Below are 20,369 nucleotides of genomic sequence, written 5' to 3' on the forward strand. Positions count from 1 at the left end.
TTTATTTTGAATGACAGGAGTGGGTGCAGGCGCAATGACCGTGCGGATTCGAAAATACAGCTGGCAACTGGCGCCGGCCGACATCCGGAACATACGCCAGACCGTGTTTGTGGAAGAGCAACAGGTACCGCCGGAGCTGGAATGGGACGACACCGACGAGATCGCCGATCATTACCTGGTGGTCCTGCCCGACAACACCCCCGTCGGGGTCGGCCGGCTATTCTCTACCCTTGAAGAGACCGCCCATATCGGGCGCATGGCCATTCTTCCTGCCCATCGCGGCAAGGGTATCGGCAAGCGCCTGCTGCGCCACCTGGTATCTGAAGCAGCCGGCCGCTTCAGCGAGCTTCGGCTTTCGGCCCAGGAACACGCCATCCCCTTCTACCAGCGCTCTGGCTTCCATGTCTGCTCGGATCTTTACGACGACGCTGGCATTCCCCATGTCGACATGCGCTGCCTGGCGCCACAACTGCTCAGTAACGCGTTCGGCACCCGCCAGGCTCCCATGCTGCTGGGAGAAGACCGCGACGCCTGGCTGTTTCACAGCGAACAAACCATGACGGAACTGATGGATTCGGTGGTCGGCCAGGCTCGCCAGCGGCTCTGGCTGTATGACCGCCTGCTTGACCACGATCTCTACGATCGCCTGCGTTTGCGGGAACTGATATCCACACTGGCCCGCCGCCATCGGCTCAGCGAGGTACGCCTGCTGATTCACGACGACAAGCCACTGGTCAAACACCGGCACCGGATCGTGGAACTGATGCGCCGCCTGCCCAGCAGGATTGAACTGAGGCTGGTCAACGATGACTACCCTGTGGGAGATCAACCGTTCCTGCTGGTCGATCGGGAAGGTGTGGTTTTCCGGCACGACTTTTACAAGCCGGAGGGGTTCGCGAAATTTTCCGACAGCGGCCGGGTCAGGCTGCTGGCGGAATCCTTCCAGCGCATGTGGGACGTCGGCAAGAGCTCACTTGAGTTGAGGGAACTACCGCTCTGAGTGATGGATGCCAGGGACATCGGCGGATTCAAACTGTGCTCCGAACGGTGCAAACTCCATATCGACCTCCTCCGCCACTTCGGCAATCAGTCTGCGTAACCACTGGTGATCGGTGTTGTGCTGCAACAGCGGACTCCAGGCCATCTTCAACTCGAACGGCGGAATCTCGAACGGCGGCACCTTGACCACCAGATTGGGATTGTCCTTCTGTAGCCAGGCCGCCCGCGACGGCAGGGTAGCGATCAGGTCGTGCTGTTCCGCCAGCAACATCGCTACCTGGTAATGCCGCGTAAACACCGAGATCTGCCTCTTCCGGCCCATCAGTGACAGCGCCTCGTCCACCCAGCCCAGACGCTGGACATCCTTCGGATTCACTCCTACCCCGACACCGAAACCCGTCTTGCTGACCCATATATGGCTGGCATCCAGGTAGGTGTCCAGGGTAAACGGCTGCTTGTGAATCGGGTTACGGACGTTCATCAGGCAGGCAAAGTACTCGGTCCACAGGGTTTTCTGGTGGAAGGACTGAGGAATCTTGTCGAACCGGTTGATGGCCATGTCGAGGCGGCCCTGCTCCACGTCCAGAAAACTGACGTCACTGGGCGTGAGGACATCCAGAGTGACATGGGGTGCTTCCTGGCGAATCCGCCGCAGCACCCGTGGCATCAGGCAGGATTCGGCGTAATCGCTGGCCATGATCCGGAACACCCGCTGGCTTTCCATGGCGGCGAAGGCGGTTTTCTCATGAACGGCCCGCTCGATGTCTGAGAGGATGCCCCGCACCAGTGGCTGCAGTTCTGTTGCCCGTTCCGTTGCGGTCATGCCCTCACTGGTTCTTACCAGCAATGGATCACCGAACAGATCCCTCAACCGTCGCAAGCCGTTGCTCATGGCCGGCTGTGTGATGCCCAGGTGATTGGCCGCCTTGGTGACGTTCCGCTCCCGCAGAAGCACATCGAGATAAACCAGCAAATTCAGATCGACCCGGGAAATATCCATAGATTGGCACCTGTTTGAAGACCGGCATTGCCCGTCACCGGACTCGGCCTTAGGAACGCAGTGGCAGCTACATTCACAAAAATAATGAAGTTAATCATACCAATTCACTTAAATGATATAAAGCCACCATCGTTCACATTTCAAAACGGAATCGTTTCCGGATTTCTGCTAGTCTTTCGGATATTTGCTGGATGTCTACGCTCTGTTTGAGCCACCGGAGCCCCAGCGGCCGTCCATAAGCCGGAGTTTTTTAAACAGAATGGATACCACAATGATTGTGCTGCTACTGGCAGCTATCGTTATTATTTCGATCATCATTATTGTGGCCAGCCAGATGCGGGAACGGGCGCGTATTGAGCGCGCTCGGAAAATCACCGCCCTGGAGGACAGCTACAATCGGGCCAATCGTCTTCTTTGCGAAATTCCCGGCCAATACCTCACCAACGATCTCAAGCTGCTGCTGATCAGACATATGGAGGAAACCTGCAAGGACCTCCAGGCTCTGAAGTCCAGCCAAGCTGTCAGTGACTGGCTCAGTAAGGCTCAGCAACTGAAAAAGCAGGTTATGGAGGACCAGGACCGGCGCCCTCCTGTCAAGATCGATTCACCCGAAAAATCCAGCTATGTCAAAGAGCTGCTGCAGAATCTTTTCAAAATGATTGAAGGCATGCACAAGGCCGGAAAGATCGACAGCGCCACTGCCAAGAAAAATCTGAAATTTGTACTGTTCCTGGTGCACAAGACCCATGCCGACCTTCATGTGTTCCAGGCCCGCGACTATGTCAAGCAGAACCAGATTCGCAAGGCCATTCACGCCTATCACCTGGCCAGTACCGAAATGGGTAAGTCCAGAGATAACCCGATGGCCTTGAAGGCGGTCAAGAGCTTCCGCACCCGCATCAAGGAACTGGAAGCCATGAAAGGTGACGAATCACGGGATGGCAGTGCAGAAAACCAGTCACGTCTGGACCGGGAATGGGATACGTTCCTTCACGATGACGAATGGCGGAAAAAGGCTGATTACGACGACTGATAGCGGGCCAGGGGCCCGTCGACACACTCCGAAACGCTGACCGACAGGGACTGTGGATACACTGTGACAACTCCATTCAAAACGCGGCTTTCCTATCGTCTGACCCGGGACACCGTTTTGATCGCCATGGTTCTTGGCCTGGCCCTCAATGTTGTCCAGGTCACCATTGACTACTTCACTGCCCGCGAATCCATGGAGCAGGAAATCCGCGCCCTCATCGAAATAAGCCACAGCCCCGCGTCCCAGATTGCCTATAACATCGACATCCGGCTCGCGGAGGAATTACTGGAAGGCCTGCTTCGTCATCCTGCCACCATTGATGCCCGCATCATCGATAACAATGGCCAGACCATGGCGGCTGCCAGCCAGAGCAGCCCCGAGTCACGATACCGCTGGATCAGTGATCTGTTATTTGGAGACAGCCGCGTTTTCAGCGAAGATCTGATGGTGCCGCAATTGAGCGAGCTTTCCCTTGGCAACCTGACGGTCACCATCGACACCTATCATTATGGTCTGCTGTTCCTGCAACGGGCCGGCTATACCCTGGTGAGCGGGTTGCTGAAAAGCCTTGTGCTGACGGGGGCACTGCTCGCCATTTTCTATTTCGTGCTGACCCGGCCCATGCTCAATGTGATTGGCGCTCTGAGCCGCGTCCGTGCACAGTCCCCGGAAAAAGTCCGGCTCCCCGTACCCGCCAATCACCGCGAAGATGAAATCGGCCAGATGGTCGGCGTCATCAATCAGCATCTGGAAACCATGGAGTCCAGTCTGGCGCAATTGCGAGAGGCAGAAAGCGCCATAAAGAATTACTCCTCACAGCTGGAACAGGAGGTAGACGACCGCACCCGGGAAATCTCGAAAAAGAACGAAGCGCTTCAGCGAGGTAACCAGGCACTCGTAAAAGCCAAGGAAGACGCCGTTCGCCGCGCCCGTTCCCGCGCCAACTTCCTCGCCAGTATGAGCCACGAAATCCGCACGCCGCTCAACGGTGTACTGGGCATGCTCAGCCTGACCCTGGAAGGCGACCTGGATCCGACACAGCGCAACCGTCTTGAGATCGCACTCAACGCAGGGCAAAGCCTGCTCGGCCTGCTTAACGATATTCTCGACATCTCCAAGGTGGAGGCGGGCAAGCTCAGCCTTGAAAACATTCCCTTCAGTGTCCGCAACCTGATAGAGGAGTGCGCAACACTGCACGCTCAGCAGGCACGGCGCAAAAACATCGACGTTGTGACTGACATCGAATGCGACCTGCCCGAATCTTTTATTGGCGACCCGACCCGGATCCGACAGATCCTCAACAACCTGCTGAGCAACGCCATCAAGTTCACCGATGAGGGAAACGTCCGAATTCGTGCAACCCATTTTGACGGCAAGCTGCGGATTGATGTGATTGACACCGGTATCGGGATGTCCAGGGAAGGTCTGCGCCGGATTTTCTCGCCATTTTCCCAGGCAGATTCCGACACCACACGGTTATACGGAGGAACCGGGCTCGGTCTTACACTGTGTCGACAGCTGGTGGAGCGCATGCAGGGGCAGATTCTGGTGGATTCAGAGGAGCGCCGGGGTACGCACTTTACGGTCAACCTGCCCCTGCCGGTGTACGACCGTGACAGAACCGGCATATCTCCCTCCGACATACCGGAAGCTGTCAGAGTCTCGGGGGTGGATCTGGCCATCTCCCATGAACATCCACACCGGCTGCCCATCGAGAGTCAGCTGAGAGCCTGGAGCATTCCCGTTCGCGATGCAGATCGCAAAGGAGGCGGCATCCTGATGGTGGCTGCCGACAATGAGGACGACTCAGGCCGGGACTTTGCGGCTCGCTGGCAGGGGACCGGCGTCATCGTGGTAGACAGGAACGGAACCAGTGTCGCTTCCGGCAATCAGCAGATTCTGTCCATGCCACTGAGGCGGGATCAGCTATTCCGTACTCTTTGCGCCGCAGCAGCTTCTGGACCGGCGGCAGGCAGGGATGCCCCACATGCAGAGGAAGGCGAGGCCATAACCGGGTCGCTGAACCTGTTGCTTGTAGAAGACAATCAGGTCAACCAGATTGTTGCCAGCAGCATGCTCCGCAAACTGGGGCATAGGGTCACCCTGGCGGAAAACGGCAAGCGTGCGCTGGCGGCCCTGAAATCAGGAGAATTCGATATTGTGCTGATGGATTGCCAGATGCCGGTAATGGACGGCTATGAAGCCACCCGCAGAATCCGTGAGAATCCAGCGTGGCGCAATCTTCCGGTCATCGCGGTAACGGCCAATGTCATGCAGGGAGACCGCGATGACTGCCTGCAGGCCGGGATGAACGATTACATCACCAAACCCTACAATCGTGCCGAACTGAAAGCAATTATCGACCGCTGGGCTCCCCCCGAGTCTCAAGAAGGCTGAGGACTGAACGTAATTCGTCCCGCAGCGCTACCCTGCGCTGTTCACTGATACCCGTGCCACACAGCAGCCGGCCGGGAATCTCCCGGGCCTGCCGGCGCAGCGCGTTGCCCTTCTCTGTAGACGATATAGTTACCACCCGCTCGTCGGCCGTATCCCGCTGGCGGGTAACCAGGTCACGATCAGCCAGGCGCTTCAGCAGAGGTGTCAGAGTGCCGGAGTCCAGGCGCAGTCGCTTACCCAGATCAGACACTCTCACTGTTTTGCCATCCTGATCCGCCTGCCACAACACCAGCATGACCAGATATTGCGGGTAGGTAAGACCGATCTCTTTCAGCAACGGGCGGTAACGGGCGGTTACCGCCCGGTTGGCCGCGTAAAGCGCAAAACAGAGCTGGTTGTCGAGCGCCAGGACGTCGTCTTCGGTGGCCATGGCTTACAGCAACTTCTCGATATCGGCGCGGATGGCCGAGGGCTTCGTGGTAGGTGGGTAACGGCCCACAACCTCGCCATCCCTGCTCACCAGGAACTTGGTAAAGTTCCATTTTATCGCTTCTGATCCCAGCAGGCCCCGGGCGTTGTGTTTCAGATACTGGAACAGGGGGTGGGCGTTGGGACCGTTGACCTCGACTTTGGAGAACATGGGAAAATCCACGCCATAGTTCAGGCTGCAGAATTCACTGATGGCCTTGTCGTCTGCCGGGTCCTGGTTGCGAAACTGGTTGCAGGGAAAGCCGAGCACTTCGAGACCCTTGTCCTTCAGGTCCGTATACAGGGATTGCAGACCTTCGAACTGCGGGGTAAACCCACACTTGCTGGCGGTGTTGACGATCAGCAGAACCTTGCCGCGAAACTCTTCAAGGGAATGCTCCCGGCCATGGATGTCGGTGGCCCTGAAATCGTAGATGCTTTCTTTGCTCATGGTAACTGTCCTGCGAGTTTTCCATAATTATATTGTGCACAATATATATAACAACTGAATCTGGCGTTGTTAACTGCTCCGGCTCAGGAACACTGTGAGGTTTGCGCGTTAAATCTCTGCACCTGTGCCACAATTCATCACAATTGGCCTGTTGTCGCTGCCCCCTGCTCCGCTAGAATACAGGCCTGCCTCCAAAATATGGCACTTATAACCCTTATCAATCCGAGGACAAACCGGGCTTATGCAGAACTATCTCAAATCCGCCAAGCTGGATAATGTCTGTTACGAGATACGTGGCGTGGTTCTGCGCGAGGCCCGCCGTCTCGAGGAAGAGGGCCATCGGGTTCTGAAACTGAACATCGGCAACCCGGCGGCGTTTGAACTGGATGTACCGGAAGAAATCCAGCAGGACGTAATCTACAACATGCATCTGGCCCAGGGTTATGTCGAGTCCAAGGGGCTGTTCTCTGCCCGCAAGGCAGTGATGCACTATTGCCAGCAACGGGGCATCGACAAGGTGGATATCGACGATATCTTCCTGGGCAATGGCGTCAGCGAAATGATCGTGATGTCCATGCAGGCCATGCTCAACACCGGTGACGAAGTCCTGATTCCGGCCCCCGACTACCCCCTGTGGACTGCTGCGGTGACGCTGTCCAGCGGCAAACCGGTACATTACCGCTGTGACGAAGCACAGGACTGGTTCCCGGACATCGACGATATCCGCAAGAAGATCACCCGCCGCACCCGGGCCATCGTGCTTATCAATCCCAACAATCCGACCGGTGCCGTCTATTCACGGGAGTTGCTGGAGCAGGTGGTTGAACTGGCCCGGCAACACAACCTGATTGTGATGTCGGACGAAATTTACGACAAGATTCTTTACGACGGCACCGAGCACATTCCCACCGCCTCACTGGCGGATGATGTGCTGTTCCTGACCTATAACGGCCTGTCGAAGAACTACCGCGCCGCCGGCTACCGTTCCGGCTGGATGATTATCAGTGGCGCCAAACACCGTGCAAGGGACCTGATCGAAGGCATCGAAATGCTCTCGAACATGCGCCTGTGTGCCAATGTGCCGGCCCAGCTTGCCATCCAGACAGCCCTGGGCGGTTACCAGTCCATTGACGACCTGGTGGCGCCGGGTGGGCGGCTTTACGAGCAGCGGGAAACCGCCTGGAACCTGCTCAATGATATTCCCGGCGTCAGTTGTGTGAAGCCAAAAGGCGCGCTCTACCTGTTCCCCAGGCTGGACCCGAAGCGCTTCCCCATCGTCAATGATGAAAAGCTGGTACTGGACCTGCTGTTACAGGAGCGCATTCTGCTGGTTCAGGGCTCTGCCTTCAACATTGACGACAAACAGCACCTGCGTGTGGTTTTCCTGCCTCGGGAAGATGCCCTGGAAGACGCCATGAAGCGCCTGGCACACTTCCTGTCTTCCTATCAGCTGTAAAAGGAGGCTTCATGGCGGACATCCATATTGAAGAGTTCTACAGGGACGCCGCGATTGCCCTGATCCAGCTCTACAATGCCTTTCCCCGTCGGGTGAATCTGTTCGTTGAAGATATTGCCGGCTCCGACGAGCCGGATGAATTCGGGTTACACAGCAAGCGCCACATGGCCTGCTTCGGCACCCTGCTCTGGCTGGCGGAAGAAGGTCTGTTGCGTTATGTGGATACCATACGCCAGGAAGCCCTGGATCAGGCGGTGCTGACACAGCGGGCGTTTGTGCGTATGAGCTCACCTGCCAGCCCGGACCTGCAGGAGGAAGACCTGCCGCAACGCGGCCAGGATCTGCCACCGGCTATCCGGGAAGACTTCTCCACCCATATCCATGTGCTTCGTACTGCCCTTCGGAGCGGCAGCTCGGTAAAAATCAGCCGGGTCATGCAGGCGACTTTTTTTCGCGATAAAACCGATCATTAAATCAGCGTAAACCTGTTGAACAAGGCCGCATCAGCCACATATAAAGATTCGCGTACAAACCGCTGTCTGCGGCTGATCATTCAACAAGGAATTCAAGATGCGTATTCTGCTGTTTCTTGCCACCAACCTGGCGGTCATTCTGGTTGCCAGCTTCACCCTGAAACTGCTGGGGGTAGACAGCTACCTGGCACAGAACGGAATCCAGTATGGCTCACTGCTGGCCTTTGCTGCCGTTTTCGGCTTTGCCGGTGCGATAATCTCGCTGCTGATCTCCAAGCCCATGGCAAAATGGAGTACCAAGGCCAAGGTCATCGAATCACCCAGAACACCCGCTGAACGCTGGCTGGTGGATACGGTCCGGGCACTGGCCAAAAATGCCGGTATCGGCATGCCGGAAGTCGCTATTTTCCCCGCGTCCCAGTCCAACGCGTTTGCAACGGGCTGGAACAGGAATAATGCCCTGGTGGCGGTCAGCGAGGGCCTGCTTCACCGCTTCAACAAAGATGAAATCCGTGCGGTGCTGGGCCACGAAATCGGCCACGTGGCCAACGGGGACATGGTGACACTTGCCCTGATCCAGGGCGTCGTAAACACCTTCGTGATTTTCGCTTCGCGGGTGATTGGCTCGTTTGTGGACCGCGTGGTGTTCAAGAACGAGAGCGGGCACGGTATCGGCTTTTTCGTGGTAAGCATTGCGGCAGAGATCGTACTGGGCATCCTCGCCAGCACCATCGTGTTCTGGTTCTCGCGGCGCCGGGAGTTTCGGGCTGATATCGCCGGAGCCCAACTGGCAGGACGTGGCGCGATGATCAATGCCCTCGCCCGGCTCAAGCAGGAAAGTGAGGTGCCGGACCAGATGCCGGACAGCCTGCAGGCATTCGGCATCAATCGGGGCGCACGGGCCGGTCTCAGCGCGCTGTTCATGACCCATCCACCCCTTCAGAGCCGCATCGAAGCACTTCAGAAAGCACAGCTGTAACTACAACTTGAGTTTGAAACCAAGGGCCCGGAAAGTATCCTGCATGGACTTGCTGGTGCCCTTGAGCTGAATCTTTACGCTGGAGAACTCCCGCCGGACCGGATAATCCCGCCGCAGGCGGTCAAACGCCGGCCCGCGCTCCTCGGCTGGCAGTGACATTGCCAGCCGCATGCGGGCATCGTCCCGACGAGGGTCGTAACAGGAGCGCATGGCAATATTCGCCGAGTCCATTTCCTCCGCCGCACTGGTGAACGAGAGCTTCGCCAATGCCGGTTCCGGCAAAAACTGACCGGCCTTCTTGCGGGCAGGCAGGCCCAGGCAACGACTCAGAGCCTGATACACCATCTCACTGCCCTGCACCTTGCCTTCCAGGCTGTAGCCCGCGATATGGGGTGTTGCAAGCCATACCCTGTCGAGCAACTCGCTGTGAATGCGGGGCTCGTGCTCCCACACATCCAGCACGACGGTGGGCGCATTGGGCTCGTCCAGGCGCGCCAGCAGGGCAGAGCTGTCGATGACTTCGCCGCGACTGGTATTGATCAGCAACTGATGTTCCCTCAGCGCCGACAACCGCTCCGGCCCGAACAGATGCAGCGTATCGTGCTCTCCCTCACGGGTCAGAGGGGTATGCAGTGTTACCACATCACAGGCCATGACCTCTTCGAGGCTGACAAACTTCTGACCGTCGTCGCCTTCCCGCTCGGCCCGGGGCGGGTCGCAACACAGCACATCAAAGTCCAGCCGCTCCAGCTTATGGGCCAGTTCTCCGCCCACATTACCGGCGCCGACAATGCCGACACTGAGCTTTGTCCAGTCGGCCACGCCCCGCCTCTCGGCGTGCAGTGAGATCACCGACATTACATATTCAACCACACTGTTGGCGTTACAACCGGGTGCTGCCGCGAATGCAATGCCGCTGGAGGCAAGCCATTGCTGATCCACATGGTCGGTACCAATGGTACAGGTGCCAACAAAGCGCACGCGACTGCCTTCCAGCAATGCCTGGTTCACCCGGGTTACCGAACGAACCAGCAGAATATCCGCATTCTGGACATCGGCGGCCGACATTGCGCGGCCGGACACACGATCTATTTCGCCGATATCGCCAAAGAAGGAATCAAGCAAGGGTATGTTTTCGTCCGCGACTATGCGCATGATGCAGTCTCCCCGACCTGTCAGTTCCTGCGTTGGCGCTGGTTACCGCCGCGGCCATCCTGGCTGCGACTGCCCTGCGCGCGCCGGCCACCGCGCTTGCGGGTGATCGGCGGCTTGGCCAGCGGGGTCATCAGCTCTTCGTCAGGCACGGTTGTGGTGAGCTTCTGGCCGATGTAGGACTCTATAGCCGGCAATGAAAAGGCGTCATCCTCACTGGCGAAGCTGACGGAGATACCATGCTTCCCTGCCCGCCCGGTCCGTCCGATACGGTGAACGTAATCTTCGGCATTATCCGGCAGATTATAGTTGAATACGTGTGTCACACCATCAACATGGATACCGCGGCCTGCCACATCGGTGGCTACCAGCACCTGAATGCTGCCTTCCTTGAACTGATCCAGAGTTTTGAGTCGCTTGTTCTGGGCGATTTCACCGGACATCAGAGCCACCTTGACGCCCTGATTACGCAGATCCTCGTCCAGATCACGACACTGGTCACGGCGATTGGCGAATACCAGAGCCTTTTCAACCTCCGGGCGCTGGAGGTAGTTCACCAGTACCGGCAGCTTCTCGTCCTCACCCACCAGGTAGACAGTCTGCTTCACCCGTTCAGCGGTCTTCTGCTCCGGCTCGATTTCGACGAATTCGGCGTTGCGTGTCCACATCGAAGCCAGATTGAGCACATCCTGGTTGAAGGTCGCGCTGAACAGCAGTGTCTGGCGCTCTTCCTTCGGCGTACATTTACGGATAATACGCTTCACATCCGGAATAAAGCCCATATCCAGCATACGGTCGGCCTCATCCAGAATCAGGATATCGATCTGGTCCAGAAACACGTCCTGGGACCCCAGAAAATCGATCAGGCGTCCTGGCGTGGCCACCAGGATATCCACAATCTCGTTCTGTAACTGGTCGCGCTGTTTGTCGTAATTCATACCGCCAACCACGGTGACCACATTATGTCCGGTGTAACCGCACAACTGCTCCGCATCCTTGGCAATCTGCATCGCCAGCTCCCGGGTGGGCGCCAGGGCCAGCACTCTGGGCTCGGAAGCGAATCTGTCGGACTCCGGGATCGGCGTTTCCAGCATGCTCTGGATGGCAGTGATCAGAAAGGCAGCCGTTTTGCCGGTACCGGTCTGCGCCTGGCCAATCAGATCCTGGCAGGCCAGTGTAAACGGGAGGGTTTCTGCCTGGATTGGCGTACAGTGCTCAAAACCGATATCGGTGATGGCATCAAGTACTCGCTGGTCCAGGTTCAGATCCTTGAAAAGTATTTTGCCGGCTTCGGGTGCGTCAGATGTCATATAGCTTCAATTTACCTCAGTGTCTGTGGCGGAACATTCGGGCATCAGGCGCCTGGTCTCTTTGTTCCAGACTTCGTTAAAGTCAGCCTCGGTTCCATAAAATGTCCGCAGCGTCTGAAAAAACATGCCGGCTCGGGCCGGCAAGCCATGCTCCAGATAATCACTGGCCTGCGCCGTCACATTCCTGCGAAAAGCGTCTTCGTCCCAGGCTCCGTTACCGGAAAGATTGTCGACGCTGACGTGAAACCGGGCGCGCGCTGCAACCGAAAACAGCCATTCAATAGCCTGGGGCTTTATTTCCGCCTTTTCAAAAGCCTGTTGCTGCTTCACGCTGCGGCCATCCGGGCAGTACCAATAGCCGAAATCCCTGAGTGTGCGCCGATGCTCACCGGCAATACACCAATGGCTGATTTCATGCAGCGCGCTGGCATAATAGCCGTGAGCAAAGATGATCTGTGCAAAGCCGTCAGGCTTCGTTGCCGGTAAATACTCGGGTTCATCGCCGCCCCTGACCAGAACAGTCCGGTAGTCTGCCCGGAACAGGCCATTAAACAGCGTGATAAGATCGTCTGGATCATGTCTCATGGGACGGGTATTGTGCGACTTTAGACCGTTCAATACCAGAGGGAACTTTTGCCCGGCAACTGTGTCCATTGCAACCTGAAGCGACGCTGTCCAGACCTTTCCCGGTTGAGCGCCCGATAACCGCCGATCCACCAACGGTACTCTATTAACTATGACCGGAAACACGACAACCTCATGCAGTATTGCCCCGACCAGGGCGTTGAGCCGCTTATTGCTGTTTCTGGCATTATCCGCGTTTTCTGCAATTACCGCCGGGGCCGGCAATTCCCTGTTTGGCAACAACAACGATTTCCTCCCGGTTGATGAGGCACTGCCCTTCAGTTTTACCGTAGACAACGGCGCTGTCTTACTGTCCTGGGATATTGCGCCCGAGCACTACCTGTATCAGGGGCGCATCAGCGTCAACAGCACCACCGAGGGTGTCGAACTGGGGGAACCGGAGTTCTCCTATACCGGTACCGACACCGAAGATGAGTTCTTTGGCAAGGTCACTGTGTTTTATGAGCCGGTCGAGGCCCGGGTTCCGGTAAAACTCTCCGAAGGCATTCGCGAGGCCGAGCTACAGGTGACTTACCAGGGCTGCGCCAATGCCGGGCTCTGCTATCCTCCCCAGACCCGGGACGTACTCTATTACGCCGGTACCGGCGCCAGCCCGGATGCTACAGCAGGCAGCAGTTCAGCGGGCTCCGCCTCCTCCGGCACCAGCCAGCAGCCGCCTGAAGACACTTCCACCGCGACAGGTCTGGCAGGCTTTCTCGCCAACCAGTCGACTCTGGTTATTGCCGGGCTGTTCCTGTTACTGGGCCTGGGGCTTACGTTTACTCCCTGCGTGCTGCCCATGGTGCCGATTATTTCGTCACTGGTATCCTCCCGAAATACCAGTTCAACCGGTCACGCACTGCTTCTTTCCGGCAGTTATGTGCTGGGCATGGCCCTCACCTATGCAGCAGCAGGTGTCATTACCGGCTTGCTTGGCGCCAGTTTCAACCTCCAGGCCCAGCTTCAGTCCCCCTGGGTATTGGGCGTTTTCGCAGCGCTGTTCGTGGTATTTGCAATGTCCATGTTCAACCTGTTTGAAATCCAGCTGCCGCGCTTTATCCGTGAGCCACTCAACGATGCCAGCCATCGCCTGACCGGCACCCGCGTAGCCAGCATTTTCGGCATTGGCGCTCTGTCGGCCCTTATTGTTTCTCCCTGCGTTTCCGCACCGCTTGCCGGCAGCCTGTTATACATCAGCACTACCCAGGACGCGGTGATCGGGGGTGTTGCTCTGTTCGCGCTGGGCCTGGGCATGGGAATTCCCCTGATACTGGTAGCGGTTGGCGGCCGCAAACTGCTGCCATCGACCGGCCCCTGGATGAACGTTGTCAAGGCTTTCTACGGGGTTATGCTACTGGCTGTTGCCATCTGGCTGGTGGAGAGGATGGTGCCGGGGTGGCTGGCACTGACTCTGTGGGGACTGCTGGTGGCCATCACGGGTGTGCAACTGGGCGCTTTCGACGCTGCCAGGGCTGGCTGGGAACGTACCCGCAAGGGTATGGGGCTGGTCATGTTTGCCTACGGCATAGCTCTGCTTGCCGGTGCGGTCTCTGGAGCAAATGATCCCCTAAAGCCCCTGGCTGCGTTCACTGCATCGAATCAGCCAATGGCAGGAAGCCCGTCACCAGCCGGAGTGGCAGCGACTCATGCCGGGTTCGTCCGGCTGGAATCTCCGGCGGATATTCGCAGTGAGCTTGCACAGGCCAGCCGCAACGGCACCCCTGTGATGCTCGACTTTTACGCCGACTGGTGCATCTCCTGCAAGGTCATGGAACGCAACGTTTTCAGTGACGGCACCGTTATCCAGGCACTGGCGCCCTACAAGCTCCTGCAACTGGATATGACCGATAACACACCAGAGCAGCAGGCGCTGCTGAACGAGCTTGGCCTGTTCGGGCCGCCGGCAATACTGTTCTACAACAACTCCGGCGCAGAGATAGAAACGGCCCGCGTGCTCGGCGAGATGGACCGCGACCAGTTTCTTGGCCATCTCAATGAACTGGGCATTTCCGGCGAATCCTGACCGGTTAATCAGCTGCCGCGGCGGATATAGAACACGAACTCCTTTCCATCTTCACCGCTATCCACCAGTTCATGGTCGAGAAACTGGCAGAATCGCGGAATGTCCCGGGTTGTGGAGGGGTCTGTCGCCACTACCTTCAGTACGGCACCCGGGCTGATCTCTACAATCCGGTTATGCAACATCATCACCGGTTCCGGGCAAAACAGGCCGCGGGCATCAAGCTCTGCATCATAATCCTGCTCTTGCAATGTCAGTCTCCTGAAATTCCACCTGAAATTTGAAAAAAACCTGCTAAATTGTTGTTTATAGATGTCTAATAATACGAGGTAAACAATGATCCGGGTACTGATTGAACGCCACATCGCCGAATCGCTTGAACCCGTCTACGAGGAGAGATCCCGCAGGGTTCTTCAGAATGCCGTGAGCGCCCCGGGCTTTGTGTCCGGCGAAACCCTCGTGGATACCCACGATCCCAACCACCGGTTTACCCTGTCCAACTGGCGCTCGGAAGCAGACTGGCAACGCTGGTTTCTGTCCGAAGAGCGCCGCGAGCTGATGGCCGAGCTTGTCCCGATGATGGACCGGGAGGAAGTCATTACCGTGCTCGGGCACAGTCACAACTAGAGTCCCGTCTGGCTATCGGCTCAGGCTACACGCTCAATAAAGCAGGTAATCTCCTCACGGTCATGATAGAGGTGGCGGGCCCTGATACGGAAGTTCATTTCGGTCTGGGCCAGCCCCTGTTCCAGAATGTCCCTGCAAATCAACCACTCGTCGTATCTTTTTTTCATTGGCAGTTTAAGATTGAACACCGTATAGCGGCACAGTTTCGCGGTCAGCCAGTCCACGGCCAGTGCCGCGGTACGGCGCGGGTGATCCACAATATCGCAAACCATCCAGTCCACCCCCCGCCTTGGCCGCCACTGGTAACCGTCGGCCTCTACATGCCGGACATGCCCTGACGCCATCAGATCGCCATTCATTGGACCATTATCAACGGCAGTTACCATCATGCCCTGTTTGACCAACTGCCAGGTCCAGCCTCCGGGAGCCGCACCCAGATCCACTGCCTGCTTGCCGCCACCGAGGTAATCAAGCTCGTTTCCAGGAGGCAAAAACACCTTCCAGGCTTCCTCCAGCTTGAGCGCCGAGCGGCTGGGAGCCGAAGCCGGCAGACGCAAGCGAGGTATACCACTGACGAAGCGGGCCCGGTTGCCGGCCATGCTGACACCGGCAATAACCCGGTCAAACCCGAGCAGCAACAACTCCAGACGGGCCGGCGATTCGCCCTGGGGATCTGACTGCAACAGTCCCGCCCCCCGCAGCCCTCTGGAAAGCGGAGACACCCATTTGCGGGCAAAATTGCCAAGATCCGGGTCACTGTTGTTTTCGGGCAACCGGACCTCCACCCTCGCGCAGGCCGGAAACGCCGCATCCACTGACTTCAGGCTATCAATGACGGCGCCCACACGGTCCGTCGTCGGCAACGCCACGTCCGCCAGGACAACAAACCAGTCTCTGACAAAGACCAGGGTGTGGATGGACAGTGTGTCCAGCAATGTATCAGCAGAGACCGGACCCGGGAGATTAAAGATCACGAAGCCCCGGGAATCCCCGGGCTCGAAGTAGCCGTAAATCCCGAGTGCTGCCGCGGCATCCGTTAGCTCCCGTCCTGCTTCTGTCTCGAAGCCTGGCCGGCAGAAGACCATCAGTCGTTCCATCTGTCACCTGAACAGGGTTCGTCTTTGGAACCCGTAAATTTGAATCTGTTTAACATCCACACAACCTGCGATTGACTAAACTGCTGAGTTTTCCGCTGGCAGGAATACTCCGGATGCTGCTGTACCTGCGTTATGCCCTATCGTTTGCCGCACTGCTGCTTTTAACAGGCGTGGCAATGGCGTTTCAGTCAGCACCGACTGAACATTGCCCGGCACTTGATGCCAGCAACGCAAAGCAGCGGGAGGCCCTGATGGACTACGCATGCTACCTCAGAGTCGCCCCCGGAGAACCGGCATACAATGCCGGAACACCGGAAGAACTGCCCGATGACGCCCAGTGGACTTCGGCTGACGGCAACGACCTCGTATTCAGTCACACCGACGCTGTTTACTGGATCCGTCTCAATGTGCGCAATTCCGGCGATGCACGCCAACTCTGGTACCTGAAGCTCAGCTATCCCCTGCTGGATAAAGTCGCTTTCTGGCATTCAGGCATTGACGGTACCTCTGTCACCCACACCGGAGACCAGTACCCATTCATGTCCCGCGGCGTAGATTACCGGTATTTCCTGCTCCCCGTCACGCTCGGTGGCAGTGAAAACAGGGCCATTACCATCCGGATCGAAAGCAGTGGCGCCCTGAACGTCCCCCTCTCCCTGGAAACACCGGACGCTATCATTGCCCAAAGCAATCATCTGACCCTGATTCACGGGCTGTTCTATGGTGCACTGCTTGTGTTTTCAGGGTTCAACCTGCTGCTGTTCTTCAGCTCAGGTACCGCGTACTACTTCTACAATGCCTTTTATATGGCTTCACTGGGTCTTTTCCTTTTTGCCATGGGCGGCTTCGCCAACCAGTATTTCTGGCCTGACAGCACGGCTTTTGCCAATACATCCATTCCCATGCTGATATCCGTCAGTTCTCTGGCAATGACCCTGTTCGGCCGTTCCTTTCTGGAAATCCGCCCTGGTTCAAGGGCAGACCGGATACTCAGGGGGCTGGCACTGGCCAGCCTTGGCCTGTTTTTGATGACCTTCATCCTGCCCTATAACAAATCCATTGTGTTGACCACCACTGTTGCCCTGCTCATTATTGGCAGCCTGTTCCTGGTCGGGCTTATTCGCTGGCGCCAGGGGTACCTGCCCGCAAAGTGGTACGTTTTGGCCTGGTCCGGAATGCTGGCCGGAGCCCTCATCTACGCCCTTGCCGCATTCGGTTACCTCGCCGACTTCCTGGCGCGGGAAATTTTCATGCAGGTTGCCGTGGGCGCGCAGGTGATTCTTCTCAACTATGCCATGGTTCAGCGATGGCGCCTTCTGAATCAGAAACTGCTGAATGCAGAACAGAGCGCTCGCACAAATCTGGAGCTCAAAGTGCACGAACGCACGGCGCAACTGCGCAACACAATGCGTGAACTGGAGCGAGCGAACCGCCAGTTGGCGACCCTGAGCCTCAATGATGCGCTGACCGGGCTACACAACCGGCGCCACCTTGACAACCTCCTGCCTGAACTGTGCGCCGAATCCCGTCGCAGCAGCCAGCCACTGACCATCGCGCTGCTCGATGCGGATCATTTTAAAGCAGTGAACGATAAGTGGGGACACGATTTCGGCGACCAGTGCCTTCAGCACATCGCCGACATACTCAGGCGCCACGCCAAGCGGCCAAGGGATGTGGCAATCCGCTTCGGCGGAGAGGAGTTTGCGCTGTTATTACCTGGCACCGGAGCAGACGGAGCCGGCAAGCTCTGCGAGCAGATTCTGCAAGATCTGGCCAGCACCAGCGTGGTCACCGGTCATGGAGAGCGGGTCCAACTGACCATGAGTGCAGGCACCGCAACACTTGTATCAGGGGAAGATCAGAGAGAGCTCTTCCGGCGAGCTGACGAAGCCCTCTACCGGGCCAAGGCTGCCGGCCGGAACCGGACGGAACAATCAGAACCCGAGACCTGCTGACTCATTTCAGGCAGTGCATAAAAGCGGCTGCCCGGCCTGCTGCCTGCCGCAGCATTTCATCATGACTTTCCTGTTGCCGGGCCAGCGGCCGGTAGTCGTGATCACCGCCTTCAAGCCACGACAGCCTTACATTCTCCATTGCGGCCAGACCACGCTCCTCTTCCTCTACCTCATGTCTCCGTCCGAAAGGATCCCTCGTGCCCTGAATTATCTGGAGTGGCCGCTTCAGATCCTGAAAATGATTTATCCGCCACCTATCCGGCTTGCCCGGCGGATGAAACGGGTATCCGAAACAGACGGCACCACGGATCCCGGGCGGAAAGCCCCCTTGTGCGATCATGTGACTGGCCATCCTGCCCCCCATGGACTTGCCGCCAATGAAAAGCGGGCAACCGCCGTCCGGCCCGGCGGCAACATCGGCAATGGCCTGGCGAAAACACTCCAACAGCGCCGGCTGTCGATCCGGAGGTCTTTTCCGACCATCCTGCCGGCGTTTTACCATATAGGGAAATTCAAACCGCAGGGTGGTTACTCCCTGTAAAGAAAGCGATTTGGCGAGCCTTTCCATAAATTCGGAATCTGCCGGTGCGCCGGCTCCATGTGCCAGCAGCAGCCTTGGTGCAGTGAGGCTGCCAACAGCTTCAGACCTGTAAAATGTTACGGGATTCACAATACCCCCGAATCGTGACTAATATTAATGGCGTGGCTGCCATACATCCGCGTTTTCCCGACCGTTCTATTGCTTTGGGAATTACTCTAATGTATTCGCCATGTTACTGATTTAGACGCATTTGATAGAGCGTGCGAGTTGACCTGTGTCATTGCAAACAGCTAATGCTTTCTCCATACTTGCGCCCGCATATTTCCCACTCTAAACCCATTGGTAAGGCTATGAGCACATTAAATGCAAACCTGACATACAACTACAAGGTGGTGAGGCAATTTACCATCATGACGGTGGTATGGGGGATTGTAGGGATGGCCCTTGGCGTGCTGATTGCAGCACAACTGGTCTGGCCCGCCCTCAACCTCGACCTGCCCTGGACCCACTTCGGCCGTTTGCGGCCGCTGCATACCAACGCCGTTATCTTCGGCTTTGGCGGAAGTGCCCTGTTCGCTACGGCCTACTACGTGGTGCAGCGCACCTGTCAGGCGCGCCTGTTTTCGGACGGACTCGCGGCATTTACCTTCTGGGGCTGGCAGGCCATCATCGTGGCTGCCGCCATTACCCTGCCAATGGGATTCACCACCTCCAAGGAATACGCCGAGCTTGAATGGCCGATCGACATCGCCATTGCAGTGGTCTGGGTATGCTACGCAGTGGTGTTCTTCGGCACTGTCATGAAGCGCAGCACGCCCCACATCTACGTCGCGAACTGGTTCTACGGCGCGTTCATCATTACCGTGGCGGTGCTCCACATCGGCAACAGCATGGCGCTGCCCGCAACCGCCTTCAAGTCGTACTCTGCGTATGCCGGTGTTACCGATGCAATGATGCAGTGGTGGTACGGCCACAATGCCGTTGGTTTCTTCCTGACCGCCGGCTTTCTGGGCATGATGTACTACTTTGTTCCCAAACAGGCCAACCGTCCTGTCTACTCCTACCGCCTGTCGATTGTGCACTTCTGGGCACTGATCGCGACTTATGTCTGGGCCGGTGGCCACCACCTGCACTACTCCGCACTGCCGGACTGGGCACAGACCGCGGGCATGGTGATGTCCCTGATTCTGTTGGCACCGTCCTGGGGCGGCATGATCAACGGCATGATGACCCTGTCAGGCGCATGGCACAAATTGCGTACCGACCCGATCCTGCGATTCCTCGTGGTGTCCCTGTCGTTCTACGGCATGTCCACCTTTGAAGGCCCGATGATGTCCATCAAGACGGTGAACGCCCTGTCCCACAATACTGACTGGACTATCGGCCACGTCCACTCCGGCGCGCTGGGCTGGGTTGCCATGATCAGTATCGGTGCCGTTTACCACCTGATTCCCAAGTTATGGGGCGTCAAGGCCATGTACAGCACTGCAATGATCAACGCTCACTTCTGGCTGGCAACGGTCGGCACCGTGCTCTACATCGTCGCAATGTGGGTCAACGGCATCATGCAGGGCCTGATGTGGCGCGCTGTCAACGAAGACGGCACCCTGACCTACAGCTTTGTTGAGGCACTGGAAGCGTCCTACCCGGGCTACCTCGTGCGCTTCCTTGGCGGTGTGATCTTCCTGTCGGGCATGCTGGTAATGGCATACAACGTCTACATGACCGTGCGTCAGAAAGACGCCGTTGCTCAAGACAACACAGCAGCACAAGCGGCGTAACGGGAG

The 20,369-nt window shown here is 57.4% G+C and carries 19 protein-coding genes; 10 read left to right on the forward strand and 9 right to left on the reverse strand.

Features of this window, described 5'->3' with window-relative positions; genetic code table 11:
• Positions 1–34: 34 nt before the first annotated feature.
• Positions 35–1,000 carry a GNAT family N-acetyltransferase gene (locus DIT72_RS10095; protein WP_135955108.1) on the forward strand — a complete coding sequence of 322 codons (966 nt, stop codon included), beginning with the start codon at positions 35–37 and terminating at the stop codon, positions 998–1,000.
• Here DIT72_RS10095 and DIT72_RS10100 read toward each other — a convergent pair.
• A complete protein-coding gene (locus tag DIT72_RS10100; protein ID WP_135955109.1) occupies positions 989–1,999 on the reverse strand; it encodes a LysR family transcriptional regulator in 1,011 nt (336 codons plus the stop codon). The two genes, DIT72_RS10095 and DIT72_RS10100, sit on opposite strands and share 12 nt — an antisense overlap.
• 259 nt (positions 2,000–2,258) lie before the next feature.
• On the opposite strand from DIT72_RS10100, the gene DIT72_RS10105 reads away from it, so the two are divergent.
• Positions 2,259–3,032, forward strand: coding sequence for a hypothetical protein (locus DIT72_RS10105; protein WP_135955110.1), 774 nt, complete (start codon positions 2,259–2,261; stop codon positions 3,030–3,032).
• 126 nt (positions 3,033–3,158) lie between these two features.
• The gene (locus DIT72_RS10110) at positions 3,159–5,429 is read left to right on the forward strand and encodes a hybrid sensor histidine kinase/response regulator (protein WP_135955166.1); all 2,271 of its coding nucleotides are present in this window, start codon (positions 3,159–3,161) and stop codon (positions 5,427–5,429) included.
• On the opposite strand, the gene DIT72_RS10115 is transcribed toward DIT72_RS10110, so the two are convergent.
• Together DIT72_RS10115 and DIT72_RS10120 are read right to left on the reverse strand one after the other, a co-directional pair.
• Positions 5,389–5,859 carry a MarR family winged helix-turn-helix transcriptional regulator gene (locus DIT72_RS10115; RefSeq protein ID WP_135955111.1) on the reverse strand — a complete coding sequence of 157 codons (471 nt, stop codon included), beginning with the start codon at positions 5,857–5,859 and terminating at the stop codon, positions 5,389–5,391. The two genes, DIT72_RS10110 and DIT72_RS10115, sit on opposite strands and share 41 nt — an antisense overlap.
• Positions 5,860–5,862: 3 nt before the next feature.
• Positions 5,863–6,348, reverse strand: a complete 486-nt coding sequence (locus DIT72_RS10120; protein ID WP_135955112.1) for a glutathione peroxidase — start codon at positions 6,346–6,348, stop codon at positions 5,863–5,865.
• Positions 6,349–6,589: 241 nt separating this feature from the next.
• Here DIT72_RS10120 and DIT72_RS10125 point away from each other — a divergent pair, with 241 nt between their 5' ends.
• The 3 genes from DIT72_RS10125 (at position 6,590) to htpX (ending at position 9,256) form a co-directional block, all read left to right on the forward strand.
• On the forward strand, positions 6,590–7,804 hold the full coding sequence (locus DIT72_RS10125; RefSeq protein WP_135955113.1) for a pyridoxal phosphate-dependent aminotransferase: 1,215 nt from the start codon (positions 6,590–6,592) through the stop codon (positions 7,802–7,804).
• 11 nt (positions 7,805–7,815) lie between these two features.
• The gene (locus DIT72_RS10130) at positions 7,816–8,277 is read left to right on the forward strand and encodes a hypothetical protein (RefSeq protein WP_135955114.1); all 462 of its coding nucleotides are present in this window, start codon (positions 7,816–7,818) and stop codon (positions 8,275–8,277) included.
• A 97-nt stretch (positions 8,278–8,374) separates the two neighbouring features.
• Complete coding sequence (htpX, locus tag DIT72_RS10135) at positions 8,375–9,256, forward strand: protease HtpX (RefSeq protein ID WP_135955115.1); 882 nt, start codon at positions 8,375–8,377, stop codon at positions 9,254–9,256.
• Here htpX and pdxB read toward each other — a convergent pair whose 3' ends face one another.
• Genes pdxB through DIT72_RS10150 form a run of 3 tightly spaced genes read right to left on the reverse strand, consistent with a single transcriptional unit; the run spans position 9,257 to position 12,303 of the window.
• Positions 9,257–10,411, reverse strand: a complete 1,155-nt coding sequence (gene pdxB / locus DIT72_RS10140; RefSeq protein WP_135955116.1) for a 4-phosphoerythronate dehydrogenase PdxB — start codon at positions 10,409–10,411, stop codon at positions 9,257–9,259. It abuts the gene before it with no gap.
• A 20-nt stretch (positions 10,412–10,431) separates the two neighbouring features.
• Complete coding sequence (locus DIT72_RS10145; protein WP_135955117.1) at positions 10,432–11,718, reverse strand: DEAD/DEAH box helicase; 1,287 nt, start codon at positions 11,716–11,718, stop codon at positions 10,432–10,434.
• 6 nt (positions 11,719–11,724) lie between these two features.
• Positions 11,725–12,303, reverse strand: coding sequence for an elongation factor P hydroxylase (locus DIT72_RS10150; RefSeq protein WP_135955118.1), 579 nt, complete (start codon positions 12,301–12,303; stop codon positions 11,725–11,727).
• Positions 12,304–12,454: 151 nt separating this feature from the next.
• Between DIT72_RS10150 and dsbD the strand changes: the two genes are divergently transcribed.
• Complete coding sequence (gene dsbD / locus DIT72_RS10155) at positions 12,455–14,365, forward strand: protein-disulfide reductase DsbD (RefSeq protein ID WP_135955119.1); 1,911 nt, start codon at positions 12,455–12,457, stop codon at positions 14,363–14,365.
• 8 nt (positions 14,366–14,373) lie between these two features.
• On the opposite strand, the gene tusA is transcribed toward dsbD, so the two are convergent.
• Positions 14,374–14,613 (reverse strand): sulfurtransferase TusA, encoded by a 240-nt coding sequence (tusA, locus tag DIT72_RS10160; RefSeq protein WP_135955120.1) that lies wholly within the window; start codon positions 14,611–14,613, stop codon positions 14,374–14,376.
• A gap of 85 nt (positions 14,614–14,698) precedes the next feature.
• Here tusA and DIT72_RS10165 point away from each other — a divergent pair, with 85 nt between their 5' ends.
• Positions 14,699–14,989, forward strand: a complete 291-nt coding sequence (locus tag DIT72_RS10165) for an antibiotic biosynthesis monooxygenase family protein (RefSeq protein ID WP_135955121.1) — start codon at positions 14,699–14,701, stop codon at positions 14,987–14,989.
• A gap of 20 nt (positions 14,990–15,009) precedes the next feature.
• Here DIT72_RS10165 and rlmM read toward each other — a convergent pair whose 3' ends face one another.
• Entirely contained in the window at positions 15,010–16,086 is a 1,077-nt protein-coding gene (gene rlmM, locus DIT72_RS10170; RefSeq protein ID WP_135955122.1) for a 23S rRNA (cytidine(2498)-2'-O)-methyltransferase RlmM, read from the reverse strand.
• Positions 16,087–16,199: 113 nt separating this feature from the next.
• Between rlmM and DIT72_RS10175 the strand changes: the two genes are divergently transcribed.
• Positions 16,200–18,041, forward strand: coding sequence for a sensor domain-containing diguanylate cyclase (locus tag DIT72_RS10175; RefSeq protein ID WP_135955123.1), 1,842 nt, complete (start codon positions 16,200–16,202; stop codon positions 18,039–18,041).
• Between the two features lies 1 nt (position 18,042).
• On the opposite strand, the gene DIT72_RS10180 is transcribed toward DIT72_RS10175, so the two are convergent.
• Positions 18,043–18,609: an alpha/beta family hydrolase gene (locus tag DIT72_RS10180; protein ID WP_228260783.1), complete on the reverse strand. Its 567-nt coding sequence runs from the start codon at positions 18,607–18,609 to the stop codon at positions 18,043–18,045.
• A gap of 323 nt (positions 18,610–18,932) precedes the next feature.
• Between DIT72_RS10180 and ccoN the strand changes: the two genes are divergently transcribed.
• A complete protein-coding gene (ccoN, locus tag DIT72_RS10185; RefSeq protein WP_135955124.1) occupies positions 18,933–20,363 on the forward strand; it encodes a cytochrome-c oxidase, cbb3-type subunit I in 1,431 nt (476 codons plus the stop codon).
• Positions 20,364–20,369 lie beyond the last annotated feature (6 nt).

It is taken from the genome of Marinobacter orientalis, from assembly GCF_004792665.1.
In the GTDB taxonomy this organism is placed as follows: Bacteria; Pseudomonadota; Gammaproteobacteria; order Pseudomonadales; family Oleiphilaceae; genus Marinobacter; species Marinobacter orientalis.